Raw genomic sequence first — 22,690 nt, forward strand, 5'->3', positions numbered from 1 at the left:
CCCCGGTTGCCAGCGACGCGGCGACCGGGTATAAATTCCGAATCAACTTTTTTGACGAACCGAATCTCCGTCATGTCCGCCAAGTTTTATTTTTACTTTTTTTGGCATCTCAGACCGCTGGCGGATCGAGAGGGTTGATGGCGCGTGAAGCGCAACCGAAATTCCCGAAAAAACCGCCGGCGAACCCGGCGGTTTTTTTTCGCCCTTCGCCACCCGGTCGCCGCCGCAGCGGATCCCGCGGCCCCGACCGAAATCACTGAATCGCTTGAATCGATGAATCTGCCGCACGCGCACTGACCGAACGGCGCCCGCAAAACCAGGAGAAACAGCATGCCCCCGCACAACACCGACGACGTCCGCATCCGCGAACTCAAGGAACTGACGCCGCCCGCCCACCTGATCCGCGAATTCGCGTGCTCCGAGGCCGCGTCCGAGCTGATCTACAACTCGCGCCAGTCGATGCACCGCATCCTGCACGGGATGGACGACCGGCTGATCGTCGTGATCGGGCCGTGCTCGATCCACGATACGAAGGCGGCGATCGAGTACGCGGGGCGGCTCGTGAAGGAGCGCGAGCGCTTCAACGGCGAGCTGGAAATCGTGATGCGCGTGTACTTCGAGAAGCCGCGCACGACGGTCGGCTGGAAGGGGCTCATCAACGATCCGCACCTCGACAACAGCTTCAAGATCAACGAAGGGCTGCGCACCGCGCGCGAGCTGCTGCTGCAGATCAACGAGATGGGGCTGCCGGCCGCGACCGAATACCTCGACATGATCAGCCCGCAGTACATCGCCGACCTGATCTCGTGGGGCGCGATCGGCGCACGCACGACCGAGTCACAGGTGCACCGCGAGCTGGCGTCGGGGCTGTCGTGCCCGGTCGGCTTCAAGAACGGCACCGACGGCAACGTGAAGATCGCGGTCGACGCGATCAAGGCCGCATCGCAGCCGCACCATTTCCTGTCGGTGACCAAGGGCGGCCATTCGGCGATCGTGTCGACGGCCGGCAACGAGGACTGCCACGTGATCCTGCGCGGCGGCAAGACGCCGAACTACGACGCGGACAGCGTGAACGCCGCGTGCGCGGACATCGGCAAGGCCGGCCTCGCCGCGCGCCTGATGATCGACGCGAGCCACGCGAACAGCTCGAAGAAGCACGAGAACCAGATTCCCGTGTGCGCGGACATCGGCCGCCAGGTCGCGGCCGGCGACGAGCGCATCGTCGGCGTGATGATCGAGTCGCACCTCGTCGAGGGGCGCCAGGACCTGAAGGAGGGCTGCCCGCTGACCTACGGCCAGAGCATCACCGACGCGTGCATCGCGTGGGACGACAGCGTGAAGGTGCTCGAAGGCCTCGCGGAATCGGTGAAGGCACGCCGCGTCGCGCGCGGCAGCGGCAACTGACAGGCGATACCGGTCCGGACCGTGGCTTCCCGCTTGCCAGCGGGTTGCCATGGTTCGACTGCGGCCGGTATCCGGTTCTGCTAAACTAGCTAACACGCCCTAGCTAACCGGAGGTACTCATGTCGACCGTCAACATGCATGATGCCAAGTCGCGGCTTTCAAGTCTCGTCGAGGCACTGGAACTGGGGCGCGAATCCGAAGTCGTGATCGCCCGCAACGGCCATCCGGTCGCCCGCATCGTCCCCTACACGGCGCCGCGCCGCATCGGCGCCGCTCGTCAGCTGCTTGCCGGCCTGAACATCCCGACGACGGTCGAAGCATTCAACGCCGGCGACGAATCGATTGCCGCCGATTTCGATGCCAGCGCCGAGCGAGGGCTCGCGCCGTGAAGCTGTTGCTCGACACGCATATCGCGCTGTGGGCGGCTGAAGGCGCGCCGCAACTGTCGCCGACCGCCGTCGCATTGATCGAGGATCCGCAGAACACGCTGTACGTCAGCGCCGCGTCTATCTGGGAAATCTCGATCAAGTATCGTAAAGGCAACCTCCCCGTTCATCCACGCGATGCCCGTTCGGCATTCCGGCTCGCTGGCTTCGCGGAATTGTCGATCAATAGCGATCACGCCGAGGCGGTCGCTGCGTTGCCGGATATCCCTGACCATGCCGATCCGTTCGATCGCATGATGGTCGCGCAGGCGCTACATGAAGGCATGCCGCTCGTCAGTGCCGATCCGAAGGTATGGCGCTACCACGCAACACTGATGCTGCGCGCCTGACGTCGCACGCCCGGCGTCGCGCAATGAAAAAGCCCGGCTCGCGCCGGGTTTTTTCATTTCCGTGGCCGGAACCGGCCGTCAGGATCTCACTCGAGCGCACCCGAGCCGAAGATCTCGGTATTGATGCGTTCCGGTGCGACGCCGAGCGCGACCAGCGAGTCGCGTTGCGCCTTCATGAACGCGATCGGGCCGCAGATGTAGTAGTCGGCATCCGCAACCAGCGCGTATTGCTTCACGCGTTCCGGCGTCAGGCGCCCCTCGAGGTCGTGATCGATGCCGACGCGATCGTTCGGGCCGACCAGCTCGTACAGCACCGTGCGCTTGACGTTCGCGTGTTCGCGCACCGTATCGTTCAGCCAGTCGCGGAACGCATGCACCGCGCCCGACCGGCATGCGTGGACGAACCGCACTTCACGCGTGCTGCCTTCGCCGACCAGCGTCGAGGCCATCGACACCATCGGCGTCAGCCCGACGCCGCCCGAGATCAGCACGACCGGCGTATCGACGCCGCGCTTCAGCGAGAATTCGCCCATCGGCGCGGTCACCTCGACGATCGCGCCCTCCTCCACGCCGTCATGCATCAGCGTCGACACCTTGCCGGCCGGGATCGCTTCCGGCTGGCCGGCCTCGCGCTTCACCGAGATGCGCAGCCACTTGCCGTGCGGCGCGTCGGACAGGCTGTACTGGCGCGGCTGATCGACGCCGAGATCGCCGACGAAGCGCTTCACCGTGACGTACTGGCCCGGCGCGAAGGTCGGCGCGTCGCCGCCGTCGGCCGGCGTCAGGTAGAACGACGTGATCTCGTCGCTCTCACGCACCTTGCGCGCAACCTTGAACGGACGGAAGCCGCTCCACGCGGCGCCCGCGTACAGGTCGGCCTCGGCGCCGATCAGGATCTGCGCGAGCTGGCCGTACGCCACGCGCCATGCCTCGAGCGTCTCGGCATCGACCGCATCGCCGAGCACTTCGACGATCGACGCGAGCAGGTTCTCGCCGACGATCGGGTAATGCTCGGGGCGGATGTTCAGGCTCGCGTGCTTGTGCGCGATGTGCGACACCGCCCCGCCGAGCGCGCCGAGGTTGTCGATGTTCGCCGCATACGCATAGACCGCCTTCGCGAGCGTTTCCGGCTGGCTGCCGGTCTTCTGGTGCGTCTGGTTGAACAGGTTCTTCAGTTCCGGATGCCGCGCGAACATGCGCTGGTAGAAATGCTTCGTGATCGTCGCGCCGTGCACGGCGAGGACAGGGGCAGTGGCCTTCACGCGAGCCATCTGGTCAGCGGTGATGTGGGTCATGTTCGTTCTCCGTTAAACATGCTCATACGATACATCTTTAAAAACAGACGTCCGTCGGGCAAATTGTCGCAGTGCGGAAACACGACGCCGGGCGTCAGCGGACGCGCCCGCGCTCCCACAGCACGTCCGAGCCGCCATCCGCGCGGTTCAGCACACGCGCCAGCACGAACAGCAGGTCCGACAGCCGGTTCACGTAACGCCGCGGCGCGTCATTGAGCGTGTCGGTGCGCCCGAGCGCGACGATCGAGCGCTCCGCGCGGCGGCACACCGTCCGGCACACGTGCGCGAGCGACGCCGCACGCGAGCCGGCCGGCAGGATGAATTCCTTCAGCGGCGGCAGCGTCGCGTTGTAGTCGGCCAGCCACGTGTCGAGGCGCGCGAGGTGCGTGTCGTCGAGCACCGCATGGCCGGGAATGCACAGCTCGCCGCCGAGATCGAACAGGTCGTGCTGGATCGTGACGAGCGCCGTGCGCACGTCGTCCGGCAGCGTCTCGGCGAGCAGCACGCCAAGATTCGAGTTCAGTTCGTCGACGTCGCCGATCGCGGCGATCCGTGCGTCGTCCTTGCCGATGCGCCGGCCGTCGCCGAGGCCCGTGGTGCCGTCGTCGCCCGTGCGCGTCGCGATCTTGCTCAAGCGGTTGCCCATGCGAATGTCCTCTCGTGCGCGGCCGCGATGCGGGCCGGTTGGGTTGGTACGCGATTATCGCAGCCCGCGGCGGCGGGCGCAGCGGGCGTTCCAGCGTAGAATGGGCCGAAGGTTTGACAAGCAGTCGTCAGGAGACATTCGTGAATCACCCTGCCCCGCCGGCCGCCACGCGCCGCCCGCTGCCCCCCGCCATGCTCGATGCGCTGCGCGCCGCCTTCGGCGAGCGCGTGTCGACCGCCGACGCCGTCCGCGCCCATCACGGCCGCGACGAATCGCCGTTCGATCCGCAGCTGCCCGACGCCGTCGTGTTCGCCCGCAACGCCGATGAAGTCCGCGAAGTCGTGTCGCTGTGCGCGCTCTACAGCGTGCCGCTGATCCCGTACGGCGCAGGCTCGTCGCTCGAAGGTCATCTGCTCGCGGTGCGCGGCGGCGTCTCGCTCGACCTGTCGGAAATGAACCGCGTGCTGTCGATCAACGCGGAAGACCTGACGGTCACGGTCGAACCGGGCATCACGCGCAAGGCGCTCAACGAAGCGCTGCGCGACACCGGCCTGTTCTTCCCGATCGATCCGGGCGCCGACGCCAGCATCGGCGGGATGACCGCGACCCGCGCATCGGGCACCAATGCCGTGCGCTACGGAACCATGCGCGAAAACGTGCTCGGCCTGACCGCCGTGCTCGCCGACGGCCGCGTCGTAAAGACGGGCTCGCGCGCGCGCAAGTCGTCCGCCGGCTACGACCTCACGCGCCTGTTCGTCGGCTCCGAAGGCACGCTCGGCGTGATCACCGAGATCACGCTGCGCCTGCATCCGCTGCCCGAAGCCGTGTCGGCCGCGATCTGCACGTTCCCGTCGATGGGCGACGCGGTGCGCACGGTGATCGAAACGATCCAGATCGGCGTGCCGATCGCGCGCGTCGAATTCGTCGACGCGCTCGCGGTGCGCTCGATCAACCGCCATTCGAACCTGACGCTCGCCGAAGCGCCGACGCTGTTCTTCGAATTCCACGGCACCGAGGCCGGCGTGAAGGAACAGGCCGAGCTCGTGCAGGCGCTCGCGGGCCAGAACAACGGCCAGGGCTTCGAATGGGCGACCCGCCCCGAGGACCGCACGCGGCTCTGGGCCGCGCGCCACAACGCGTACTTCGCGATGCTGCAACTGAAGCCCGGCTGCCGCGCGGTGACGACCGACGTGTGCGTGCCGATCTCGCAGCTCGCCGCGTGCGTCGAGGAAACCGAGATCGACCTGCGCGCATCGTCGCTGCCCTGCCCGATCGTCGGCCACGTCGGCGACGGCAATTTCCACGTCGCGATCCTGATCGATCCCGACAAGCCCGAGGAAATCGACGAAGCCGAACGCATCAACGACCGGATCGTCGAGCGCGCGCTGCGCCTCGGCGGCACCTGCACCGGCGAACACGGCGTCGGGCTGCACAAGATGCGCTTCCTGCCGAAGGAGCACGGCGACAACGCGATCGACGCGATGCGCGCGATCAAGCTGGCGCTCGATCCGCGCAACCTGATGAATCCCGGCAAGATCTTCACGTGCTGACACGGCGGCGCGCCGCCGCGCCCCGGCTGGAGACCCAATGAACGCTTCCGTCGAACTGTCGAGCGCGACCCGCGCGCAGCGCCAGCGCGAAGTCGTGCAGGCGCTGATGGCCGTGCTGCCGACGCATTGCCTGCTGTTCCGCGACGAAGACACCGCGCCGTACGAATGCGACGGCCTGTCGGCGTACCGCCGGCTGCCGCTCGCGGTCGCGCTGCCCGAAACCGAATCGCAGGTGCAGCGGATCGTGCAGATCTGCCGCCGCATGGAAGTGCCGATCGTGCCGCGCGGCGCCGGCACGAGCCTGTCCGGCGGCGCGCTGCCGATCGCGAACGGCGTCGTGCTGTCGCTCGCGCGCTTCACGCGCATCGTCGAGGTCGATCCGTACGCGCGCACGGCCACCGTGCAGCCCGGCGTGCGCAACCTCGCGATTTCGGAAGCCGCCGCGCCTTACGGGCTGTACTACGCCCCCGATCCTTCGTCGCAGATCGCCTGCACGATCGGCGGCAACGTCGCGGAAAATTCCGGCGGCGTCCATTGCCTGAAATACGGGCTGACGGTGCACAACGTGATGCGCGTGCGCGCGGTCACGATCGACGGCGAGGTCGTCGAATTCGGCTCGCTCGGTCTCGACGCGCCGGGCCTCGACCTGCTCGCGGTGATGATCGGCAGCGAAGGGATGTTCGCGATCGTCACCGAAATCACGGTGAAGCTGATCCCGAAACCGCAGACCGCGCAGCTCGTGATGGCGAGCTTCGACGATGTCGTGAAGGGCGGCGAGGCGGTCGCCGCGATCATCGCGTCGGGCATCATCCCGGCGGGGCTGGAGATGATGGACAAGCCGGCCACCCAGGCCGTCGAGGCGTTCACGCACGCGGGCTACGACCTCGATGCGAAGGCGATCCTGCTGTGCGAATCGGACGGCACGCCCGAAGAAGTCGCGGAGGAAATCGTCCGCATGACGGCCGTGCTGCGCGAGCATGGCGCGACGCGCATCCAGGTGTCGCGCAACGAAAGCGAGCGGCTGCGCTTCTGGTCCGGCCGCAAGAACGCGTTCCCGGCCGCCGGGCGCATTTCCGCCGACTATTACTGCATGGACGGCACCGTGCCGCGCCGTGCGATCGGCCCGCTGCTCGCCCGCATCGAGCAGCTCGAGACGCGCTACGGGCTGCGCTGCATCAACGTGTTCCATGCCGGCGACGGCAACATGCATCCGCTGATCCTCTACAACGCGAACGATCCGGACGAGCTGCACCGCGCCGAGCAGTTCGGCGCGGAAATCCTCGAATGCTGCGTGGAATTCGGCGGCAGCGTGACGGGCGAGCACGGCGTCGGCATCGAAAAGCTGAATTCGATGTGCGTGCAGTTCTCGCCGCAGGAGCGCGATGCGTTCTTCGCGGTCAAGCGCGCGTTCGATCCGGCCGGGCTGCTGAACCCCGACAAGGGCATCCCGACCCGCGCGCGCTGCGCCGAATACGGCCGCCAGCACGTGCGCGGAGGGCTGCTGCCGCACCCCGACCTGCCGCGCTTCTGAGCGCCGCGCGGTGCGCGGCCCGTGCCGCCGCGCGGGCCGCGATGTGCCGCCCTGCCCGCGCCGGCCGTGCGCGCGGCGACGCCCGCATGCATTCGTCATGCGTGGCTTAGGGATAGTCGCGATGTGGATTCGCGCCACCCCGGTACAATCGACCGGACAACAACGAGGCAGCAATACAACATGGAAGAGGACGACATCGTCGCCGGATGGGCCGAACGCGTCCGCGCCGCCAGTGCCGACGGCCGGCCGCTGCGGATTCGCGGCGGCGGCACCAAGGACTGGTACGGCCAGGCGCTGGACGGCGAAATACTCGACACGCGCGCGTTTCAGGGCGTCGTGTCGTACGACCCGGCCGAACTCGTCGTCACGGTCCGCGCGGGCACGCCGCTCGCGCAGCTTGAAGCCGTCCTCGCCGAGTGCGGCCAGATGCTGCCGTTCGAGCCGCCTCACTTCGGCCGCGCGGCCACCGTCGGCGGCTGCGTCGCGGCGGGCCTCGCGGGGCCGCGCCGCGCGACCTGCGGCGCGCCGCGCGATTTCGTGCTCGGCGTCACGCTGATGAACGGCCGCGGCGAAGCGCTGCGCTTCGGCGGGCAGGTCGTGAAGAACGTCGCCGGCTACGACGTGTCGCGCCTGATGGCCGGCTCGCTCGGCACGCTCGGGCTGATGCTCGAGCTGTCGATCAAGGTGCTGCCGGTGCCCGTCGCCGAAGTCACGCTGAAGTTCGAGATGACCGCGACCGACGCGGTGCGCAAGCTCAACGAATGGGGCGGCCATCCGCTGCCCGTCAGCGCGAGCGCGTGGCGCAACGGCACGCTCGTGCTGCGGCTGTCGGGCGCCGAGGCGGCCGTGAAATCGGCGAAGACGCTGCTCGGCGGCGAAGTCGTCGACGCGGTCGAGGCCGAGCGCTTCTGGGCAGCCGTGCGCGAGCACACCGACCCGTTCTTCAACGGCATCCCGCCCGGCTATGCGCTGTGGCGGCTCGCGCTGCCGTCGATCACCGAACCGATGCACCTGCCCGGCACCCAGCTGATGGAATGGGGCGGCGCGCAGCGCTGGTGGATCACCGACGCCGACGCGCAGACGGTGCGCATGAGCGCGAAGCAGGCCGGCGGCCATGCGACGCTGTTCCGCGCGGGCGAGTCGTACGACCGCAGCGCAGGCGTGTTCACGCCGCTGCCCGCGCCGCTGATGAAGATTCACCGCGGGCTGAAGGCTGCGTTCGATCCCGCACGCATCTTCAACCGCGGCCGGCTTTACCCTGATCTTTAGGGTCTGTTTATATATGGAACGCACATGCGAATGCCCGAAATCGCGCGTAGGGCAAGAAGTGAGGAGCGCCGTTTGGCCGAGCCAAACAAGCGACGAGCGACGCCGCCATACGGGCGATTTCGGGCATTCCCGTGGAATGAATCTTTTGATTAGGGGTTGCCACGAGAACGGCCGCTCGCCGCGTTGCGCTCCTTGCGAATACGCCAGTATTCGCGGCGTCACGCGCCTCGCGAGCGGCCGTTCTCGTGGCAACGCATGCGCGTTCCATATATAAACAGACCCTAAGATCGATGCAAACGAACCTCGCCGATTTCATCCGCAATACGCCCGACGGCGACGAGGCCGACGCGATCCTGCGCAAGTGCGTGCATTGCGGCTTCTGCACCGCGACGTGCCCGACCTATCAGCTGCTCGGCGACGAACTCGACGGCCCGCGCGGCCGCATCTACCTGATCAAGCAGATGGTCGAAGGCGCGCCCGTCACGCGCAGCACGCAGCAGCACCTCGACCGCTGCCTCACCTGCCGCAGCTGCGAGACGACCTGCCCGTCGGGTGTCCAGTACGGCCGGCTCGTCGAAATCGGCCGCAAGCACGTCGAGGCGCAAGTGCAGCGCCCCGTGCAGCAACGACTCGTGCGCCGCGTGCTCGCCAGCCTCGTGCCGAACGCGGCGCTGTTCTCGCCGCTCATGCGGCTCGGCCAGCACATGCGGCCGCTCTTGCCGAAACGGCTGCGCGACAAGGTGCCGCCGCGCACGCGGCTGCTCGAATGGCCGCAGCGCCCCCATTCGCGCAAGATGCTGATGCTCGCCGGCTGCGTGCAGCCGTCGATGCTGCCGAACATCAACATCGCGACCGCGCGCGTGCTCGACGCGCTCGGGGTCGAGACGATCGTCGCGCCCGACGCGGGCTGCTGCGGCGCGATCCGCCTGCACCTGAACTATCACGACGAGGCGCTCGACGACGCGCGCCGCAACATCGACGCGTGGTGGCCGTACGTCGAGCAAGGCGCCGAGGCGATCGTGATGAACGCAACGGGCTGCGGCGCGACGGTGCTCGAATACGCGCACCTGCTGCGCGACGATCCGGCCTATGCGGAGAAGGCGCAGCGCATCGTCGCGCTGACGCGCGACATCTCCGACGTGCTGCTCGCGTTCGAGGCCGAGATCGCGACGCTCGCGCGGCGCCGCGCGATCCATACCGTCGCGTACCACCCGCCGTGCACGCTGCAGCACGGCCAGCAGTCGCGCGGCAAGGTCGAGCGCCTGCTCGAGACGCTCGGCATCGACGTGCGGCTGCCGGCCGACAGCCATCTGTGCTGCGGCTCGGCCGGCACCTATTCGCTGACGCAGCCGTCGCTGTCGTACCGGCTGCGCAAGCAGAAGCTGCTGAAGCTGCAGGCACTCGAGCCGCAGATGATCGTGTCCGGCAACGTCGGCTGCATCGCGCACCTGCAAAGCGGCACGCAGATTCCGGTCGCGCACTGGATCCAGCTCGTCGAACATCTGCTGTACGGCTGACGCGGATGGCCGGCCCCACCGGCGCCCCGTCCGTATAATGGGCGAACCGATGCGGCGCGTGCCGTGCCGCATCCGCTGCCGCGTTCGTCACCGCGTTCGTCGCCGCATTCGTCACCATTCGCCGCCGTACTCGCTTCCCGTGCCTGCTTCCGTGCCCGTCATGTCCGATTTCGCCGTCCGTCTCGACTCCGTTCACCGCCGCATCGCCGACGCCGCCCGCGCGGCCGGCCGCGATCCCGCCACCGTCTCGCTGCTCGCCGTGTCGAAGACGTTTCCCGCCGACGACGTGCGCGCCGCGCATGCGGCCGGCCAACGCGCGTTCGGCGAGAACTACGTGCAGGAATCGATCGACAAGATCGACGCGCTCGCGGATCTGCGCGCCGCGCTCGAATGGCATTTCATCGGGCCGCTGCAATCGAACAAGACGCGCCCGGTCGCCGAACGGTTCGACTGGGTCCATTCGGTCGACCGGCTGAAGATCGCGCAGCGCCTCGCCGAACAGCGCCCCGCGCACCTGCCGCCGCTCAACGTATGCGTGCAGGTGAACATCAGCGGCGAGGCGTCGAAGAGCGGCGTCGCGCCGGCCGACGCGGCCGACGTCGCGCGCGCGGTCGCCGCGCTGCCGGCGCTGCGCCTGCGCGGCCTGATGGCGATTCCCGAGCCGGCCGGCGATATCGATGCGCAACGCGTGCCGCATCGCGCGCTGCGCGCGCTGTACGACGCCTTGCGCGCCGACGGCCTGCCGCTCGACACGTTGTCGATGGGCATGTCCGCCGATCTCGAGGCCGCGGTGCTCGAAGGCGCGACCATCGTGCGCGTCGGCACCGCGATCTTCGGCGCCCGCGATTATTCGCACTGAGCGCCGCCCTTTTCCGCCTTCCCGTTCACTCACTTGCTCAATTCGACACCATGAAAATCGCATTCATCGGCGGCGGCAACATGGCCGCGGCCCTGATCGGCGGCCTGATCAAGCGCGGCGTCGCCGCTGACGGCCTGTATGCCATCGACGTCAACGAAGACGCCCGCGCGCGCACCGCGCAGCAGTTCGGCATCCGCACCGGCGCGGCCGTCGACGCGACGCTCGCGGACTACGACGCGATCGTGCTCGCGGTGAAACCGCAGGTGCTGAAGGACGTCGCGCAGGCGCTCGCGCCGCACCTGACGTCGCAGCTCGTGATCAGCATCGCGGCCGGCATCCGCGGCACCGACCTCGCCCGCTGGCTCGGCGACTACGCACGCGTCGTGCGCACGATGCCGAACACGCCGGCGCTGGTCGGCATGGGCGTGACGGGCCTCGCCGCGCTGCCGGGCGTCGACGCGGCCGGTCGCGAGCTCGCGTCGAACGTGCTCGGCGCGGTCGGCGAGATCGTCTGGTTCGACGATGAAGCGCAGCTCGACGCGGTCACGGCGATCTCGGGCAGCGGCCCGGCGTACGTGTTCTATTTCATCGAAGCGCTGCAGGAAGCCGCGCGCCGCCTCGGCATGAACGACGAACAGGGCCGCGCGCTCGCGGTCGCGACGTTCGCGGGCGCCGCGCAACTCGCCGCGCAGTCGGGCGAACCGGCGAGCGTGCTGCGCGAGCGCGTGACGTCGAAGGGCGGCACGACGGCCGCCGCGCTCGCGTCGTTCGACGCGCAAGGCGTGAAGGAAGCGATCGTGCGCGGCGCGCTCGCGGCCGAGGCACGCGCGAAGGAAATGGGCGACGAGCTCGGTCGCGCGTAAGCGCCGCGTCGTCGGCCGGGCTTGCCCGGCCGCGCCAGCAAAAAAAGCGGCCGCGGCCGCTTTTTTGTTGGCATCGCGCACCGGCGAGGTGCCCGTACCGCTTCAGTTGGCAGCCGGCCCCGCCAGCAGGTAATGCACGGCGATCCCCGCGAACAGCACGCCGCCGAGCCAGTTGTTGTGCCGGAACGCCGCGAAGCACGGCATCCGCTCGCGATCCTTGATCAGCGTGTAGTGATACAGCGCGCAGCCGACCGCCGCGGCCCAGCCGGCCCAGTACGCGAGACCGAAGCCGAGCGTCACGCCGATCCACACGTAGATGCCGAGCGTGACCGCATAGCACGCCATCACGGCCGCGACGTCGAAGCGGCCGAACGTCAGCGCGGACGTGCGAATGCCGATCTTGATGTCGTCGTCGCGGTCGACCATCGCGTATTCGGTGTCGTACGCGACCGACCAGAAGATGTTCGCCACCAGCATCACCCACGCGAGCGTCGGCACCGTGTCCTGCACGGCCGCGAACGCCATCGGGATGCCGAAGCCGAACGCGATGCCGAGATACGCCTGCGGAATCGCGAAGAAACGCTTCATGAACGGGTACGAGCCGGCGACGAACAGCGCGACGACCGACAGCTCCTTCGTCAGCGTGTTGAGCGGCAGGATCAGCAGGAACGCGATGAACGACAGCACCACCGCGATCGCGACGGCTTCCCATGCTCGGATCTTGCCCGACGTCAGCGGCCGGTCGGCCGTGCGCTTCACGTGACGGTCGAAATCGCGGTCGGCATAGTCGTTCATCGCGCAGCCGGCCGAGCGCATCAGCAGCGTGCCGAGGGCGAAGATCACCAGCAGCGGCCAGCGCGGATGACCGTCCGACGCGATCCACAGTGCGTTGAGCGTCGGCCAGAGCAGCAGCAGGCTGCCGATCGGCTTGTCCATCCGGACGAGCCGCAGGTACAGGGGAAAGCGGGCGAGCATGGCGAACCACCGGGAAGAGAATCCCGGCATTTTAGAGCCGAGCGGCGGTTCGCGTCATGTCGGGACGGCCCGCAGCCGGGTGAGGCGGCACGCGCGCAGGCTGCTCGGGCCCGCTGCATGCGGCCGAGCAGCCGCATACGTCAATCAGGGGACAGATGCATGGGCGTGGCGGGACCCGCCCCGCCCGATTCGATGCCGATGCGGGCAATCCGACCCCGCTTCGACTTCGGGACACCGCCCAGTTGACACCGGCCGCACGACGCACGGCCCGTCACGCCGGATTCAGGCAAGCAGCGACCGCAGCATCCACGCGGTCTTTTCATGCGTCTGCAGGCGCTGCGTCAGCAGGTCGGCGGTCGGCTCGTCGCTCGCCGCATCGGCGATCGGGAAGATTTCGCGCGCGGTGCGCACGACCGTCTCGTGCCCTTCGACGAGCTGGCGGATCATCTCTTCGGCCGCCGGCACGCCGTTCGCTTCCGGCACCGACGACAGCTTCGCGAAATCCGCGAACGTGCCCGGCGCGACGACGCCGAGCGTGCGAATGCGCTCGGCGACCAGGTCGACCGCGAGCCACAGTTCGTTGTACTGCTCTTCGAACATCAGATGCAGCGTGTTGAACATCGGACCCGTGACGTTCCAGTGGAAGTTGTGGGTCTTCAGGTACAGCGAAAACGTATCGGCGAGCAGACGCGACAGGCCGTCCGCGATCTTCTTGCGGTCCTTGTCGCTGATGCCGATGTTGATCTGCGTGGCGTTGCCTTTCCTGGCCATCTTCGGGACTCCTCATTCGAAATGTTGAACCGGCGAAAACGCGTCGAGCAATCCGCATGCCGCGCCGTGCGGCAGCCGTTCGCGACGTGCCAGTCTAGCGCGGCGCGCGATTCGCTGCGCTCAGCCGCCGGCGCTCGACACGAGCGGTGCGAGCGCGTGCAGCGCCTGCGCGACCAGCTCGGCCGCACCGCCGATGACGATCGCGAAACCGACGATACGGCGCGCCAGCTCGGCCGGCGTGAACGCGGCGCGCATGTTCAGCATCATTTGCGTCATGGTCGTCACTCCTTCGACAAGACCTCGAATCGGAAGAAAAAACGGCCGGTCGTGCGACCGGCCGTTTCACGATTACAGCGTGACTGCGTCAGCGCATCGCGACTTTCACGCGAGGTCGAAGCGGTCGAGGTTCATCACCTTGTTCCAGGCCGCGACGAAATCGCGCACGAACTTCTCGTGCGCGTCGGCGCTGCCGTACACCTCGGCCAGCGCCCGCAGCTGCGAGTGCGAACCGAAGATCAGGTCGACGCGCGTGCCGGTCCACTTGACCTGGCCCGTCGCCCGGTCGCGCCCTTCGAACACGTCGTTCGCGGCCGACACCGGCTTCCACTCCGTGCCCATGTCGAGCAGGTTCACGAAGAAGTCGTTGGTCAGCGCGCCCGGACGATCGGTGAACACGCCGTGCTTTGCGTCACCGACGTTCGCGCCGAGCACCCGCAGGCCGCCGACGAGCACCGTCAGCTCCGGCCCGCTCAGCGTCAGCAGCTGGGCCTTGTCGACCAGCAGCGCCTCGGCCGGCGTCTTGTACGCGTGCTTCAGGTAGTTGCGGAAACCGTCCGCAACCGGCTCGAGCACGGCCATCGCCTCGATGTCGGTCTGCTCTTGCGACGCGTCCATCCGGCCCGGTGCGAACGGCACCGTCACCGCGACACCCGCGTTCTTCGCGGCCTGCTCGACGCCGGCTGCACCGGCGAGCACGATCAGGTCGGCGAGCGACACCTTCTTGCCGCCCGTCTGCGCATCGTTGAACGCCTTCTGCATGCCTTCGAGCGTCTCGAGCACCGCGGCAAGTGCCGCCGGCTGGTTCACTTCCCAGTCCTTCTGCGGGGCGAGGCGAATGCGCGCGCCGTTCGCGCCGCCGCGCTTGTCCGAACCGCGGAACGTGGAAGCCGACGCCCACGCGGTCGACACGAGCTGCGCGACCGACAGGCCCGACGCGAGCACCTTCGCCTTCAGCGCCGCGACGTCGGCGGCGTCGATCAGCGGGTGGTCGACGGCCGGGATCGGGTCTTGCCACAGCAGTTGCTCGGCCGGCACGTCCGGGCCCAGATAGCGCGCACGCGGACCCATGTCGCGGTGCGTGAGCTTGAACCAGGCGCGCGCGAACGCGTCCGCGAACTCGGCCGGGTTCTCGTAGAAGCGGCGCGAGATCTTCTCGTAGGCCGGGTCGAAACGCAGCGACAGGTCGGTCGTCAGCATCGTCGGGCGATGCTTCTTCGCCGGATCGAACGCATCGGGAATCACCTCGTCGGCGCCCTTCGCAACCCACTGGTGCGCGCCGGCCGGGCTCTTGGTCAGTTCCCATTCATAGCCGAACAGGTGCTTGAAGAAGTCGTTGCTCCACTTCGTCGGCGTCGACGTCCACGTGACTTCGAGGCCGCTCGTGATCGCGTCGCGGCCCTTGCCCGATGCGTACGTGCTCTTCCAGCCGAGGCCCTGCTGCTCGATGGCCGCCGCTTCCGGCTCGGGGCCGACGTTCGTGGCGGGGCCGGCGCCGTGCGTCTTGCCGAACGTGTGGCCGCCGGCGATCAGCGCGACCGTCTCTTCGTCGTTCATCGCCATCCGCGCGAACGTCTCGCGGATGTCGCGGGCCGCCGCGACCGGGTCGGGGTTGCCGTCCGGGCCTTCCGGGTTCACGTAGATGAGGCCCATCTGCACGGCCGCGAGCGGGTTCTCGAGATCACGGTCGCCCGAGTAACGGCTGTTCGGGCCGCCGCTCAGTTCCAGCCAGATCTTTTCCGAACCCCAGTAGACGTCGTCCGGTTCCCACGTGTCGACGCGGCCGCCCGCGAAGCCGAAGGTCTTAAAGCCCATCGATTCGAGCGCGACGTTGCCGGTCAGGATCATCAGGTCGGCCCACGAGATGTTGCGGCCGTACTTCTGCTTGATCGGCCACAGCAGCCGGCGCGCCTTGTCGAGGTTGCCGTTGTCCGGCCAGCTGTTCAGCGGGGCGAAGCGCTGTTGCCCGCCGCCCGCGCCGCCGCGGCCGTCGGCGGTCCGGTACGTGCCGGCGCTGTGCCAGGCCATCCGGATGAACAGGCCGCCGTAGTGGCCGAAGTCGGCCGGCCACCAGTCCTGCGACGTGGTCATCAACGCCTGCAGGTCGCGCTTCACCGCCGCGAGGTCGAGCTTCTTGAACGCTTCCGCGTAGTCGAAATCCTTGTCCATCGGATCGGACAGCGCCGAGTGCCGGTGCAGGATGTTGAGATTGAGCTGGTTCGGCCACCAGTCCCTGTTCGACGTGCCGCCGGCCGCCGTATGGTTGAACGGACACTTCGATTCGGTCGACATGCTTTTTCTCCTTTGCTTGACTCGTAAGCCCCCACTTGCCGGGCGCGGTTCATGGAGCATTGCGGGGGGATGAAACGGAACAGGTTGATCCTGTCGTACTACGGGATGTCAGGCCGCGTGGCCTTCGATGCGGGTTGCGGGACTTCGGACATGCAACGCTCCCTCATGGCTGAACGGCGGTGAGTCGGGGAACACCGAACCGGCATGCAACGGCACTCATCCGCCATACGTACGGTCCGCCAGGTACGCGAACGCAATCGGGCGCAGGCTCCGGGCCGCGGCCCTCGCACGATTGACGACCTCGTCGCGCGACGGGATGTTCCGCTGCGCGTGCTGCAGTACCGACCGCATCATGACATCCTCCTTCGACGCTTGCATTCAACGTGCGAATCGAACCGCCGATCCGACGCGATCCATGAGAATGATTCTAATTACATCTATCGGTGATTTGAATTTAATAAATTTTATCTATCCGATAGGCAAAAATAAACGGGGTCGCCAGACCCCGTTCATTCGCCTGCCTCGGGAGCACTGCTCCCTGATCAGTTCACTCAGTTCATCGTCGCCGGCATGTCGAGCTTCGCGACGCCCGGCAGCTCGCACGCGGCGATCGCCTCGCTGATCGCGTCGATCGCGGGCATCCGCGTGAAGCTCTTGCGCCACACCAGCACGACGCGGCGATCCGGCACCGGTTCGTTGAACGGCACGTACGACAGCAACTCGGCGTCGGGGCCGTTCGCGCGCGGACCAACCTCGGCGACCGACATCCGCGGCAGCACCGTGATGCCGACGCCGCTCGCGACCATGTGGCGAATGGTTTCGAGCGACGAGCCCTCGAAGGTCTTCTGGATGCCGTCGGCCGTCTGCGAGAAGCGCATCAGCTCCGGGCACACGCCGAGCACGTGATCGCGGAAGCAATGGCCGTTGCCGAGCAGCAGCATCGTTTCCTGCTTCAGGTCCTCGGCATCGATTTCCTCGCGCTTCTCCCACGGATGGCCGGCCGGCAGCGCGACGACGAACGGCTCGTCGTACAGCGGCCGCACCATCAGGCCGGTTTCGGGGAACGGCAGCGCCATGATCGCGGCGTCGATCTCGCCCTGCTTCAGCAGTTCGAGCAGCTTCAGCGTGTAGTTTTCCTGCAGCATCAGCGGCATCTGCGGCACGCGCTGGATCATCTGCTTGACGAGCGTCGGCAGCAGGTACGGCCCGATCGTGTAGATCACGCCGAGCCGGAACGGGCCGACGAGCGGGTCCTTGCCCTGCTTCGCGATCTCCTTGATCGCGAAGGTCTGCTCGAGCACGCGCTGCGCCTGCGTGACGATCTGGTCGCCGATCGGGGTCACGCTCACTTCGCTCGCGCCGCGCTCGAAAATCTGCACGTTGAGCTCGTCTTCGAGCTTCTTGATCGCCACCGACAGCGTCGGCTGGCTCACGAAGCACGCTTCGGCCGCGCGACCGAAGTGCCGTTCGCGCGCGACCGCGACGATGTATTTCAATTCAGTCAGGGTCATTGTGGGTCAATCAGGGATATACAGGCGATAGGTTTAATTTATACACCCGTTGGCACCGGTTCGCCAAGTTTCTCTGTATCGCAACACGCCGAATCAGCGCTGAATGGCGGTTTTAAATCCGACCCTGAATGCGCGAATCAGGCCTTCAGATATTGCTCGCGCGCGCCGAGCCAGCGGGCGAGATGCTGCGTGACCACGTCGGGATACGCGGCGATCAGCCGCGCCGCCGCGTCGCGGGCCGGATCGATCAGCCAGCCGTCGGTCTCGAGGTTCGCGAAGCGCAGCATCGCCGCGCCGGACTGGCGCGCGCCGAGGAATTCGCCGGGGCCGCGGATCTCGAGGTCGCGCCGCGCGATCTCGAAGCCGTCGGTCGTCTCGCGCATCGTCTTCAGCCGCTCGCGGCCGGTCAGCGACAGCGGGCCCGTGTACAGCAGCACGCACACCGACGCCGCGGTGCCGCGCCCGACCCGGCCGCGCAGCTGGTGCAGCTGCGCGAGGCCGAAGCGCTCCGCGTGCTCGATCACCATCAGCGAGGCATTCGGCACGTCGACGCCGACTTCGATCACGGTCGTCGCGACGAGCAGTTGCACGTCGTTGCGCGTGAAGGCCTCCATCACGGCCGCCTTGTCGGCCGGCGACAGCCGCCCGTGCACGAGCCCGACCTTCAGCTCGGGCAGTGCCGCGGCCAGCGTTTCATAGGTTTCGACGGCCGTCTGCAGCTGCAGCGTCTCGCTCTCCTCGATCAGCGGACACACCCAGTACACCTGGCGGCCGGTCAGCGCGGCCTCGCGCACGCGGGCGATCACCTCCTCGCGCCGCGCGTCGCCGACGAGGCGCGTCAGCACCGGCGTGCGGCCCGGCGGCAGCTCGTCGATCGTCGACACCTCGAGGTCCGCGTAATACGTCATCGCGAGCGTGCGCGGGATCGGCGTGGCCGACATCATCAACTGGTGCGGCTGGAAATCGCGCGCGCCGTTGGCCGCGTTCGCGGCCTTCGCGCGCAGCGCGAGACGCTGCTCGACGCCGAAGCGGTGCTGCTCGTCGACGATCACGAGGCCGAGCCGCGCGAATTCGACGGTGTCCTGGATGATCGCGTGCGTGCCGATCACGAGCTGCGCGGTGCCGAGCGCCGCGGCCTCGATCGCCGCGCGCTTCTCCTTCGCCTTCAGGCTGCCCGCGAGCCATGCGACCGTGACGCCGAGCGGTTCGAGCCACGCGCGCAGCTTGCGCGCGTGCTGTTCCGCGAGGATTTCGGTCGGCGCCATCAGCGCGGCCTGGTAGCCGGCGTCGATCGCCTGCGCGGCCGCCAGCGCCGCGACGACCGTCTTGCCGCTGCCGACGTCGCCCTGCAGCAGCCGCTGCATCGGGTGCGCGAGCGTGAGGTCGTGCGCGATCTCGTCGACGACGCGCGACTGCGCGCCCGTCAGCGTGAACGGCAGCGCCGCGTAAAGGCGTGTGGTCAGCGCATCGGCATCGGTCGCGGCGCGGCGCGGCATCGCGGGCGCCGCGCGCGTGCGGCGCTCCTCGTGCGCGCGCTTGAGCGACAGTTGCTGCGCGAGCAGCTCCTCGAACTTGATGCGGGTCCACGCCGGATGCGAGCCGTCCATCAGCGCGGCTTCGTCGGAATCGATGGCCGGGTGGTGCAGGATGCGCACGGCCTGCGCGAGCGTCGGCACGCCGAGCGGCTTCAGGTAGTCGCGCTCGATCTCGGGCGGCAGCAGCTCGGGCAGCGGCGTGCGCTCGACCGCGTTCTCGATCGCCTTGCGCAGATACGCCTGCGACACGCCGGCCGTGCTCGGATAGACGGGCGTGAGCACCTGCGGCAGCGGCGCATCGGCCTCGACGACGCGCACGGCCGGATGCACCATCTCCATCCCGAAGAAGCCGCCGCGCACGTCGCCGCGCACGCGCAGCCGCTGGCCGACGGCCATCTGCTTGACCTGCGAACCGTAGAAATTGAGGAAGCGCAGCACGAGCTGCTCGCCGTCGTCGTCCTGGATCTTCACGACGAGCTGCCGGCGCGGCCGGTACGCGACCTCGTTGTCGAACACGACGCCTTCGGTCTGCGCGATGCCGCCCGGCAGCAGTTCGCCGATCGGCGTGAGCGTGGTTTCGTCCTCGTAGCGCATCGGCAGATGCAGCACGAGATCGATCGAGCGCGTGAGGCCGAGCTTCGCGAGCTTGTCGACGGTCTTCACGGGTTTGTCGGCGGCCGGCTTCTTCTTGCGTTTCGCACCGGTGGGTCCCGCTGCGCCCGCCTCGTCGCTGCCCGCGCCCGGTTCGGCGTCGGGCGCGGCCGCGGCCGGCTGCGCGAGCCGCCCGTCGGCACCGCGCGTCGGGCCCGTGCGGCGCGGCGCGATACTGCGCGGCGGCTCGTGCTCCCCCGCGCTGCGCGCGGGCAACGCGGCATCGTCCGCGTCGAACGGATCGGCGGAATCGGCAACGGCGGCGGTGGAACGGCGTGGTGACACAGGCATCGGATCGTCTGGGTGCTTCGCAAGGCAAGTACAATAGCGGCTTTCACGTCGTCCGAACGAACGACGCCGGCCAGGCCGCGCATCCCGCCATCATAGCGGCTCGCGCGCCCCATTCATGCGTTTCCGCCCTGTCGGCGGCGCCCGCCGGCCGTTTCGAACCAGCCCGCATGTTCACGCTTTCCGATTTCGATTTCAATCTGCCTCCCGAGCTGATTGCGCAAACCGCGCTGCCCGACCGTACCGCGAGCCGCCTGCTCGAGGTCGACGGCACCATCGAGCCCGCGCGCCTCGTCGACCGCCGCTTCGCCGAGCTGCCGTCGTGCATCGCGCCCGGCGACCTGCTCGTGTTCAACGATACCAAGGTCCTGAAGGCACGCTTCTTCGGCCAGAAGGCCAGCGGCGGCAAGATCGAGGTACTGATCGAGCGCGTGACCGGCACGCACACCGCGCTCGCGCAGATCCGCGCGAGCAAGTCGCCGGGCGCCGGCACGACGCTGCGCCTCGCCGACGCGTTCGACGTGACGGTCGGCGAGCGCGTCGAGCCGTTCTTCACGCTGATCTTCCCCGAGCCGTGCCTCGACCTGATCGAGCAGTTCGGCCGCCTGCCGCTGCCGCCGTACATCGAGCACGACGCCGATGCGAACGACGAGACGCGCTACCAGACCGTCTACGCGAGCAATCCGGGCGCGGTCGCCGCGCCCACGGCCGGGCTCCATTTCGACCAGCCGCTGCTCGAGCAGCTCGACGCGATGGGTGTCGAGCGCGCGACGCTGACGCTGCACGTCGGCGCCGGCACGTTCCAGCCGGTGCGCGTCGACAACATCGCCGAGCACAAGATGCACAGCGAGTGGTATGACCTGCCGCAGTCGCTCGTCGACAAGATCGCCGCGACCCGCGCGCGCGGCGGCAACGTGATCGCGGTCGGCACGACCTCGATGCGCGCGCTCGAAGCCGCGGCGCGCAGCGCCGACGAAGCCGGCCGCCCGCTCGCGGCGACGCAGGCCGAGACCGACATCTTCATCACGCCCGGCTACGCTTTCCGGATCGTCGACCGGCTCGTCACGAACTTCCACCTGCCGAAGTCGACACTGCTGATGCTGGTGTCGGCGTTCGCGGGCGTCGAGACGATCCGCGCCGCGTACCGGCACGCGATCGACGCACGCTACCGCTTCTTCAGCTACGGCGACGCGATGCTGCTCACGCGGCGCGACACGCCGGAGGCGCCGCGCGCGTAAGCGCGCCAGGCGCGAAGACACGCCGGCCCGCGCCGGCCCGCGACCGCGCAGCGGCAGCTGCGCGTCGCGCCGTCGCGCCGTTGTCCCCGCGCTGTCGCCCCCGTTTTGCTGCGGTACGCGCTACGATGGCGCGCACCCGCTTTTCCCCGCCGCCGGTTGCCCGGCGGCGTTTCCAACGTGCGCCGGACTGTTTTCCGGTGGCAAGGAGAATGACGCGATGACCGAAGGTTCATCCCACGATACGCACGCTCATCCGCACGCCCCCGTGCAGGACCGCCCCGCGAACGGGCTCGAATTCGAACTGCTGACGACCGACGGCCATGCGCGCCGCGGCCGCGTGAAGCTCAACCACGGCGTGGTCGAGACGCCGATCTTCATGCCGGTCGGCACGTACGGCACCGTGAAGGCGATCCAGCCGCGCGAGCTGCACGAGATCAAGGCCCAGATCATCCTCGGCAACACGTTCCACCTGTGGCTGCGCCCCGGCCTGGACACGATCGACGCGCACGGCGGCCTGCACGGCTTCATGGGCTGGAACAAGCCGATCCTGACCGACTCGGGCGGCTTCCAGGTGTTCTCGCTCGGGGACCTGCGCAAGATCACCGAGGACGGCGTGACGTTCGCGTCGCCGATCAACGGCGACAAGCTGTTCCTGTCGCCGGAAGTGTCGATGCAGATCCAGAAGGTGCTGAACTCGGACATCGTGATGCAGTTCGACGAGTGCACGCCGTACGCGACCAACGGCGTGCCGACCACGCACAAGGATGCAGCCGAGTCGATGCGCATGTCGCTGCGCTGGGCGAAGCGCTCGCTCGACGAGTTCGACCGGCTCGGCAACCCGAACGCGCTCTTCGGGATCGTCCAGGGCGGGATGTTCGAGGACCTGCGCGACGAATCGCTCGCGGGCCTGTCGGAGCTCGGCTTCCACGGCCTCGCGATCGGCGGGCTGTCGGTCGGCGAGCCGAAGGAAGACATGATGCGGGTGCTGCGGCACGTCGGCCCGAAGCTGCCGGCCCACAAGCCGCACTACCTGATGGGCGTCGGCACGCCGGAGGACCTGGTCGAGGGCGTCGCGAACGGCATCGACATGTTCGACTGCGTGATGCCGACCCGCAACGCGCGCAACGGCTGGCTGTTCACGCGCTTCGGCGACGTGAAGATCCGCAACGCGACGCACAAGAACTCGCTGAAGCCGCTCGACGCGAGCTGCACGTGCTACACGTGCCAGAACTTCTCGCGCGGGTACCTGCATCACCTGCACCGCGTCGGCGAAATCCTCGGCGCGCAGCTCAACACGATCCACAACCTGCACTACTACCTGCAGCTGATGAGCGAGATCCGCGACGCGATCGAGACCCATACGTTCGACGCATTCCGCCAGCGCTTCGCGGAGGATCGCGCGAGAGGGGTCGACTGACGGGCCGGCGGCCCGCAGCGCGCCCGT

20 protein-coding genes are annotated in these 22,690 nt (G+C 68.1%); 11 read left to right on the top strand and 9 right to left on the bottom strand.

All coding sequences use genetic code 11. The annotated features are described in order from the left end of the window. Positions 1 to 42: 42 nt before the first annotated feature. Positions 43 to 288: a hypothetical protein gene (locus U4Z31_RS20715; protein WP_185725004.1), complete on the bottom strand. Its 246-nt coding sequence runs from the start codon at positions 286 to 288 to the stop codon at positions 43 to 45. Positions 289 to 330: 42 nt separating this feature from the next. Between U4Z31_RS20715 and aroG the strand changes: the two genes are divergently transcribed. The 3 genes from aroG to U4Z31_RS20730 all read left to right on the top strand — a co-directional run bounded on the left by aroG (position 331) and on the right by U4Z31_RS20730 (position 2,179). Next, the gene (gene aroG / locus U4Z31_RS20720) at positions 331 to 1,404 is read left to right on the top strand and encodes a 3-deoxy-7-phosphoheptulonate synthase AroG (RefSeq protein ID WP_044844038.1); all 1,074 of its coding nucleotides are present in this window, start codon (positions 331 to 333) and stop codon (positions 1,402 to 1,404) included. Between the two features lie 119 nt (positions 1,405 to 1,523). Beyond that, entirely contained in the window at positions 1,524 to 1,793 is a 270-nt protein-coding gene (locus tag U4Z31_RS20725; protein WP_039323450.1) for a type II toxin-antitoxin system Phd/YefM family antitoxin, read from the top strand. Beyond that, the gene (locus U4Z31_RS20730; RefSeq protein ID WP_321811274.1) at positions 1,790 to 2,179 is read left to right on the top strand and encodes a type II toxin-antitoxin system VapC family toxin; all 390 of its coding nucleotides are present in this window, start codon (positions 1,790 to 1,792) and stop codon (positions 2,177 to 2,179) included. The genes U4Z31_RS20725 and U4Z31_RS20730 overlap by 4 nt, the downstream gene beginning before the upstream one ends. An 86-nt stretch (positions 2,180 to 2,265) precedes the next feature. Here the strand turns inward: U4Z31_RS20730 and hmpA are convergent, their stop codons facing one another. Both hmpA and U4Z31_RS20740 read right to left on the bottom strand, forming a co-directional pair. Continuing rightward, a complete protein-coding gene (hmpA, locus tag U4Z31_RS20735) occupies positions 2,266 to 3,474 on the bottom strand; it encodes an NO-inducible flavohemoprotein (RefSeq protein ID WP_321811275.1) in 1,209 nt (402 codons plus the stop codon). Positions 3,475 to 3,568: 94 nt separating this feature from the next. Beyond that, positions 3,569 to 4,120 carry a cob(I)yrinic acid a,c-diamide adenosyltransferase gene (locus tag U4Z31_RS20740; protein WP_044844034.1) on the bottom strand — a complete coding sequence of 184 codons (552 nt, stop codon included), beginning with the start codon at positions 4,118 to 4,120 and terminating at the stop codon, positions 3,569 to 3,571. Positions 4,121 to 4,260: 140 nt separating this feature from the next. Between U4Z31_RS20740 and U4Z31_RS20745 the strand changes: the two genes are divergently transcribed. The 6 genes from U4Z31_RS20745 (at position 4,261) to proC (ending at position 11,709) form a co-directional block, all read left to right on the top strand. Then, positions 4,261 to 5,670 (top strand): FAD-binding oxidoreductase, encoded by a 1,410-nt coding sequence (locus U4Z31_RS20745; protein ID WP_044844033.1) that lies wholly within the window; start codon positions 4,261 to 4,263, stop codon positions 5,668 to 5,670. Positions 5,671 to 5,707: 37 nt separating this feature from the next. Further along, complete coding sequence (locus tag U4Z31_RS20750) at positions 5,708 to 7,201, top strand: FAD-linked oxidase C-terminal domain-containing protein (RefSeq protein ID WP_044844032.1); 1,494 nt, start codon at positions 5,708 to 5,710, stop codon at positions 7,199 to 7,201. A gap of 180 nt (positions 7,202 to 7,381) precedes the next feature. Further along, on the top strand, positions 7,382 to 8,470 hold the full coding sequence (gene glcE, locus U4Z31_RS20755; protein ID WP_044844031.1) for a glycolate oxidase subunit GlcE: 1,089 nt from the start codon (positions 7,382 to 7,384) through the stop codon (positions 8,468 to 8,470). A gap of 290 nt (positions 8,471 to 8,760) precedes the next feature. Further along, positions 8,761 to 9,987: a glycolate oxidase subunit GlcF gene (gene glcF, locus U4Z31_RS20760; RefSeq protein WP_044844030.1), complete on the top strand. Its 1,227-nt coding sequence runs from the start codon at positions 8,761 to 8,763 to the stop codon at positions 9,985 to 9,987. A gap of 160 nt (positions 9,988 to 10,147) precedes the next feature. Then, the gene (locus U4Z31_RS20765) at positions 10,148 to 10,846 is read left to right on the top strand and encodes a YggS family pyridoxal phosphate-dependent enzyme (RefSeq protein ID WP_321811276.1); all 699 of its coding nucleotides are present in this window, start codon (positions 10,148 to 10,150) and stop codon (positions 10,844 to 10,846) included. A 50-nt stretch (positions 10,847 to 10,896) separates the two neighbouring features. Next, positions 10,897 to 11,709 carry a pyrroline-5-carboxylate reductase gene (gene proC / locus U4Z31_RS20770; RefSeq protein WP_044844029.1) on the top strand — a complete coding sequence of 271 codons (813 nt, stop codon included), beginning with the start codon at positions 10,897 to 10,899 and terminating at the stop codon, positions 11,707 to 11,709. 102 nt (positions 11,710 to 11,811) lie between these two features. Here proC and ubiA read toward each other — a convergent pair whose 3' ends face one another. From ubiA to recG, 6 genes are all read right to left on the bottom strand, one after another. After that, positions 11,812 to 12,684 carry a 4-hydroxybenzoate octaprenyltransferase gene (gene ubiA, locus U4Z31_RS20775; RefSeq protein WP_321811277.1) on the bottom strand — a complete coding sequence of 291 codons (873 nt, stop codon included), beginning with the start codon at positions 12,682 to 12,684 and terminating at the stop codon, positions 11,812 to 11,814. A 282-nt stretch (positions 12,685 to 12,966) separates the two neighbouring features. Further along, positions 12,967 to 13,455 carry a non-specific DNA-binding protein DpsA gene (gene dpsA / locus U4Z31_RS20780; protein ID WP_044844027.1) on the bottom strand — a complete coding sequence of 163 codons (489 nt, stop codon included), beginning with the start codon at positions 13,453 to 13,455 and terminating at the stop codon, positions 12,967 to 12,969. 120 nt (positions 13,456 to 13,575) lie between these two features. Beyond that, positions 13,576 to 13,731, bottom strand: a complete 156-nt coding sequence (locus U4Z31_RS20785; RefSeq protein ID WP_185500316.1) for a hypothetical protein — start codon at positions 13,729 to 13,731, stop codon at positions 13,576 to 13,578. 105 nt (positions 13,732 to 13,836) lie between these two features. Continuing rightward, positions 13,837 to 16,023 carry a catalase/peroxidase HPI gene (gene katG, locus U4Z31_RS20790; protein WP_321811278.1) on the bottom strand — a complete coding sequence of 729 codons (2,187 nt, stop codon included), beginning with the start codon at positions 16,021 to 16,023 and terminating at the stop codon, positions 13,837 to 13,839. Positions 16,024 to 16,574: 551 nt separating this feature from the next. Continuing rightward, a complete protein-coding gene (locus U4Z31_RS20795) occupies positions 16,575 to 17,534 on the bottom strand; it encodes a hydrogen peroxide-inducible genes activator (protein ID WP_044844025.1) in 960 nt (319 codons plus the stop codon). Positions 17,535 to 17,671: 137 nt separating this feature from the next. Further along, positions 17,672 to 20,011 carry an ATP-dependent DNA helicase RecG gene (gene recG, locus U4Z31_RS20800; RefSeq protein ID WP_321811279.1) on the bottom strand — a complete coding sequence of 780 codons (2,340 nt, stop codon included), beginning with the start codon at positions 20,009 to 20,011 and terminating at the stop codon, positions 17,672 to 17,674. A gap of 167 nt (positions 20,012 to 20,178) precedes the next feature. Between recG and queA the strand changes: the two genes are divergently transcribed. Next, positions 20,179 to 21,246, top strand: coding sequence for a tRNA preQ1(34) S-adenosylmethionine ribosyltransferase-isomerase QueA (gene queA / locus U4Z31_RS20805; RefSeq protein WP_321811280.1), 1,068 nt, complete (start codon positions 20,179 to 20,181; stop codon positions 21,244 to 21,246). Positions 21,247 to 21,463: 217 nt separating this feature from the next. Beyond that, a complete protein-coding gene (gene tgt / locus U4Z31_RS20810; protein ID WP_321811281.1) occupies positions 21,464 to 22,663 on the top strand; it encodes a tRNA guanosine(34) transglycosylase Tgt in 1,200 nt (399 codons plus the stop codon). Positions 22,664 to 22,690 lie beyond the last annotated feature (27 nt).

It is taken from the genome of Burkholderia sp. BCC1985, from assembly GCF_905339915.1.
GTDB lineage: Bacteria > Pseudomonadota > Gammaproteobacteria > Burkholderiales > Burkholderiaceae > Burkholderia.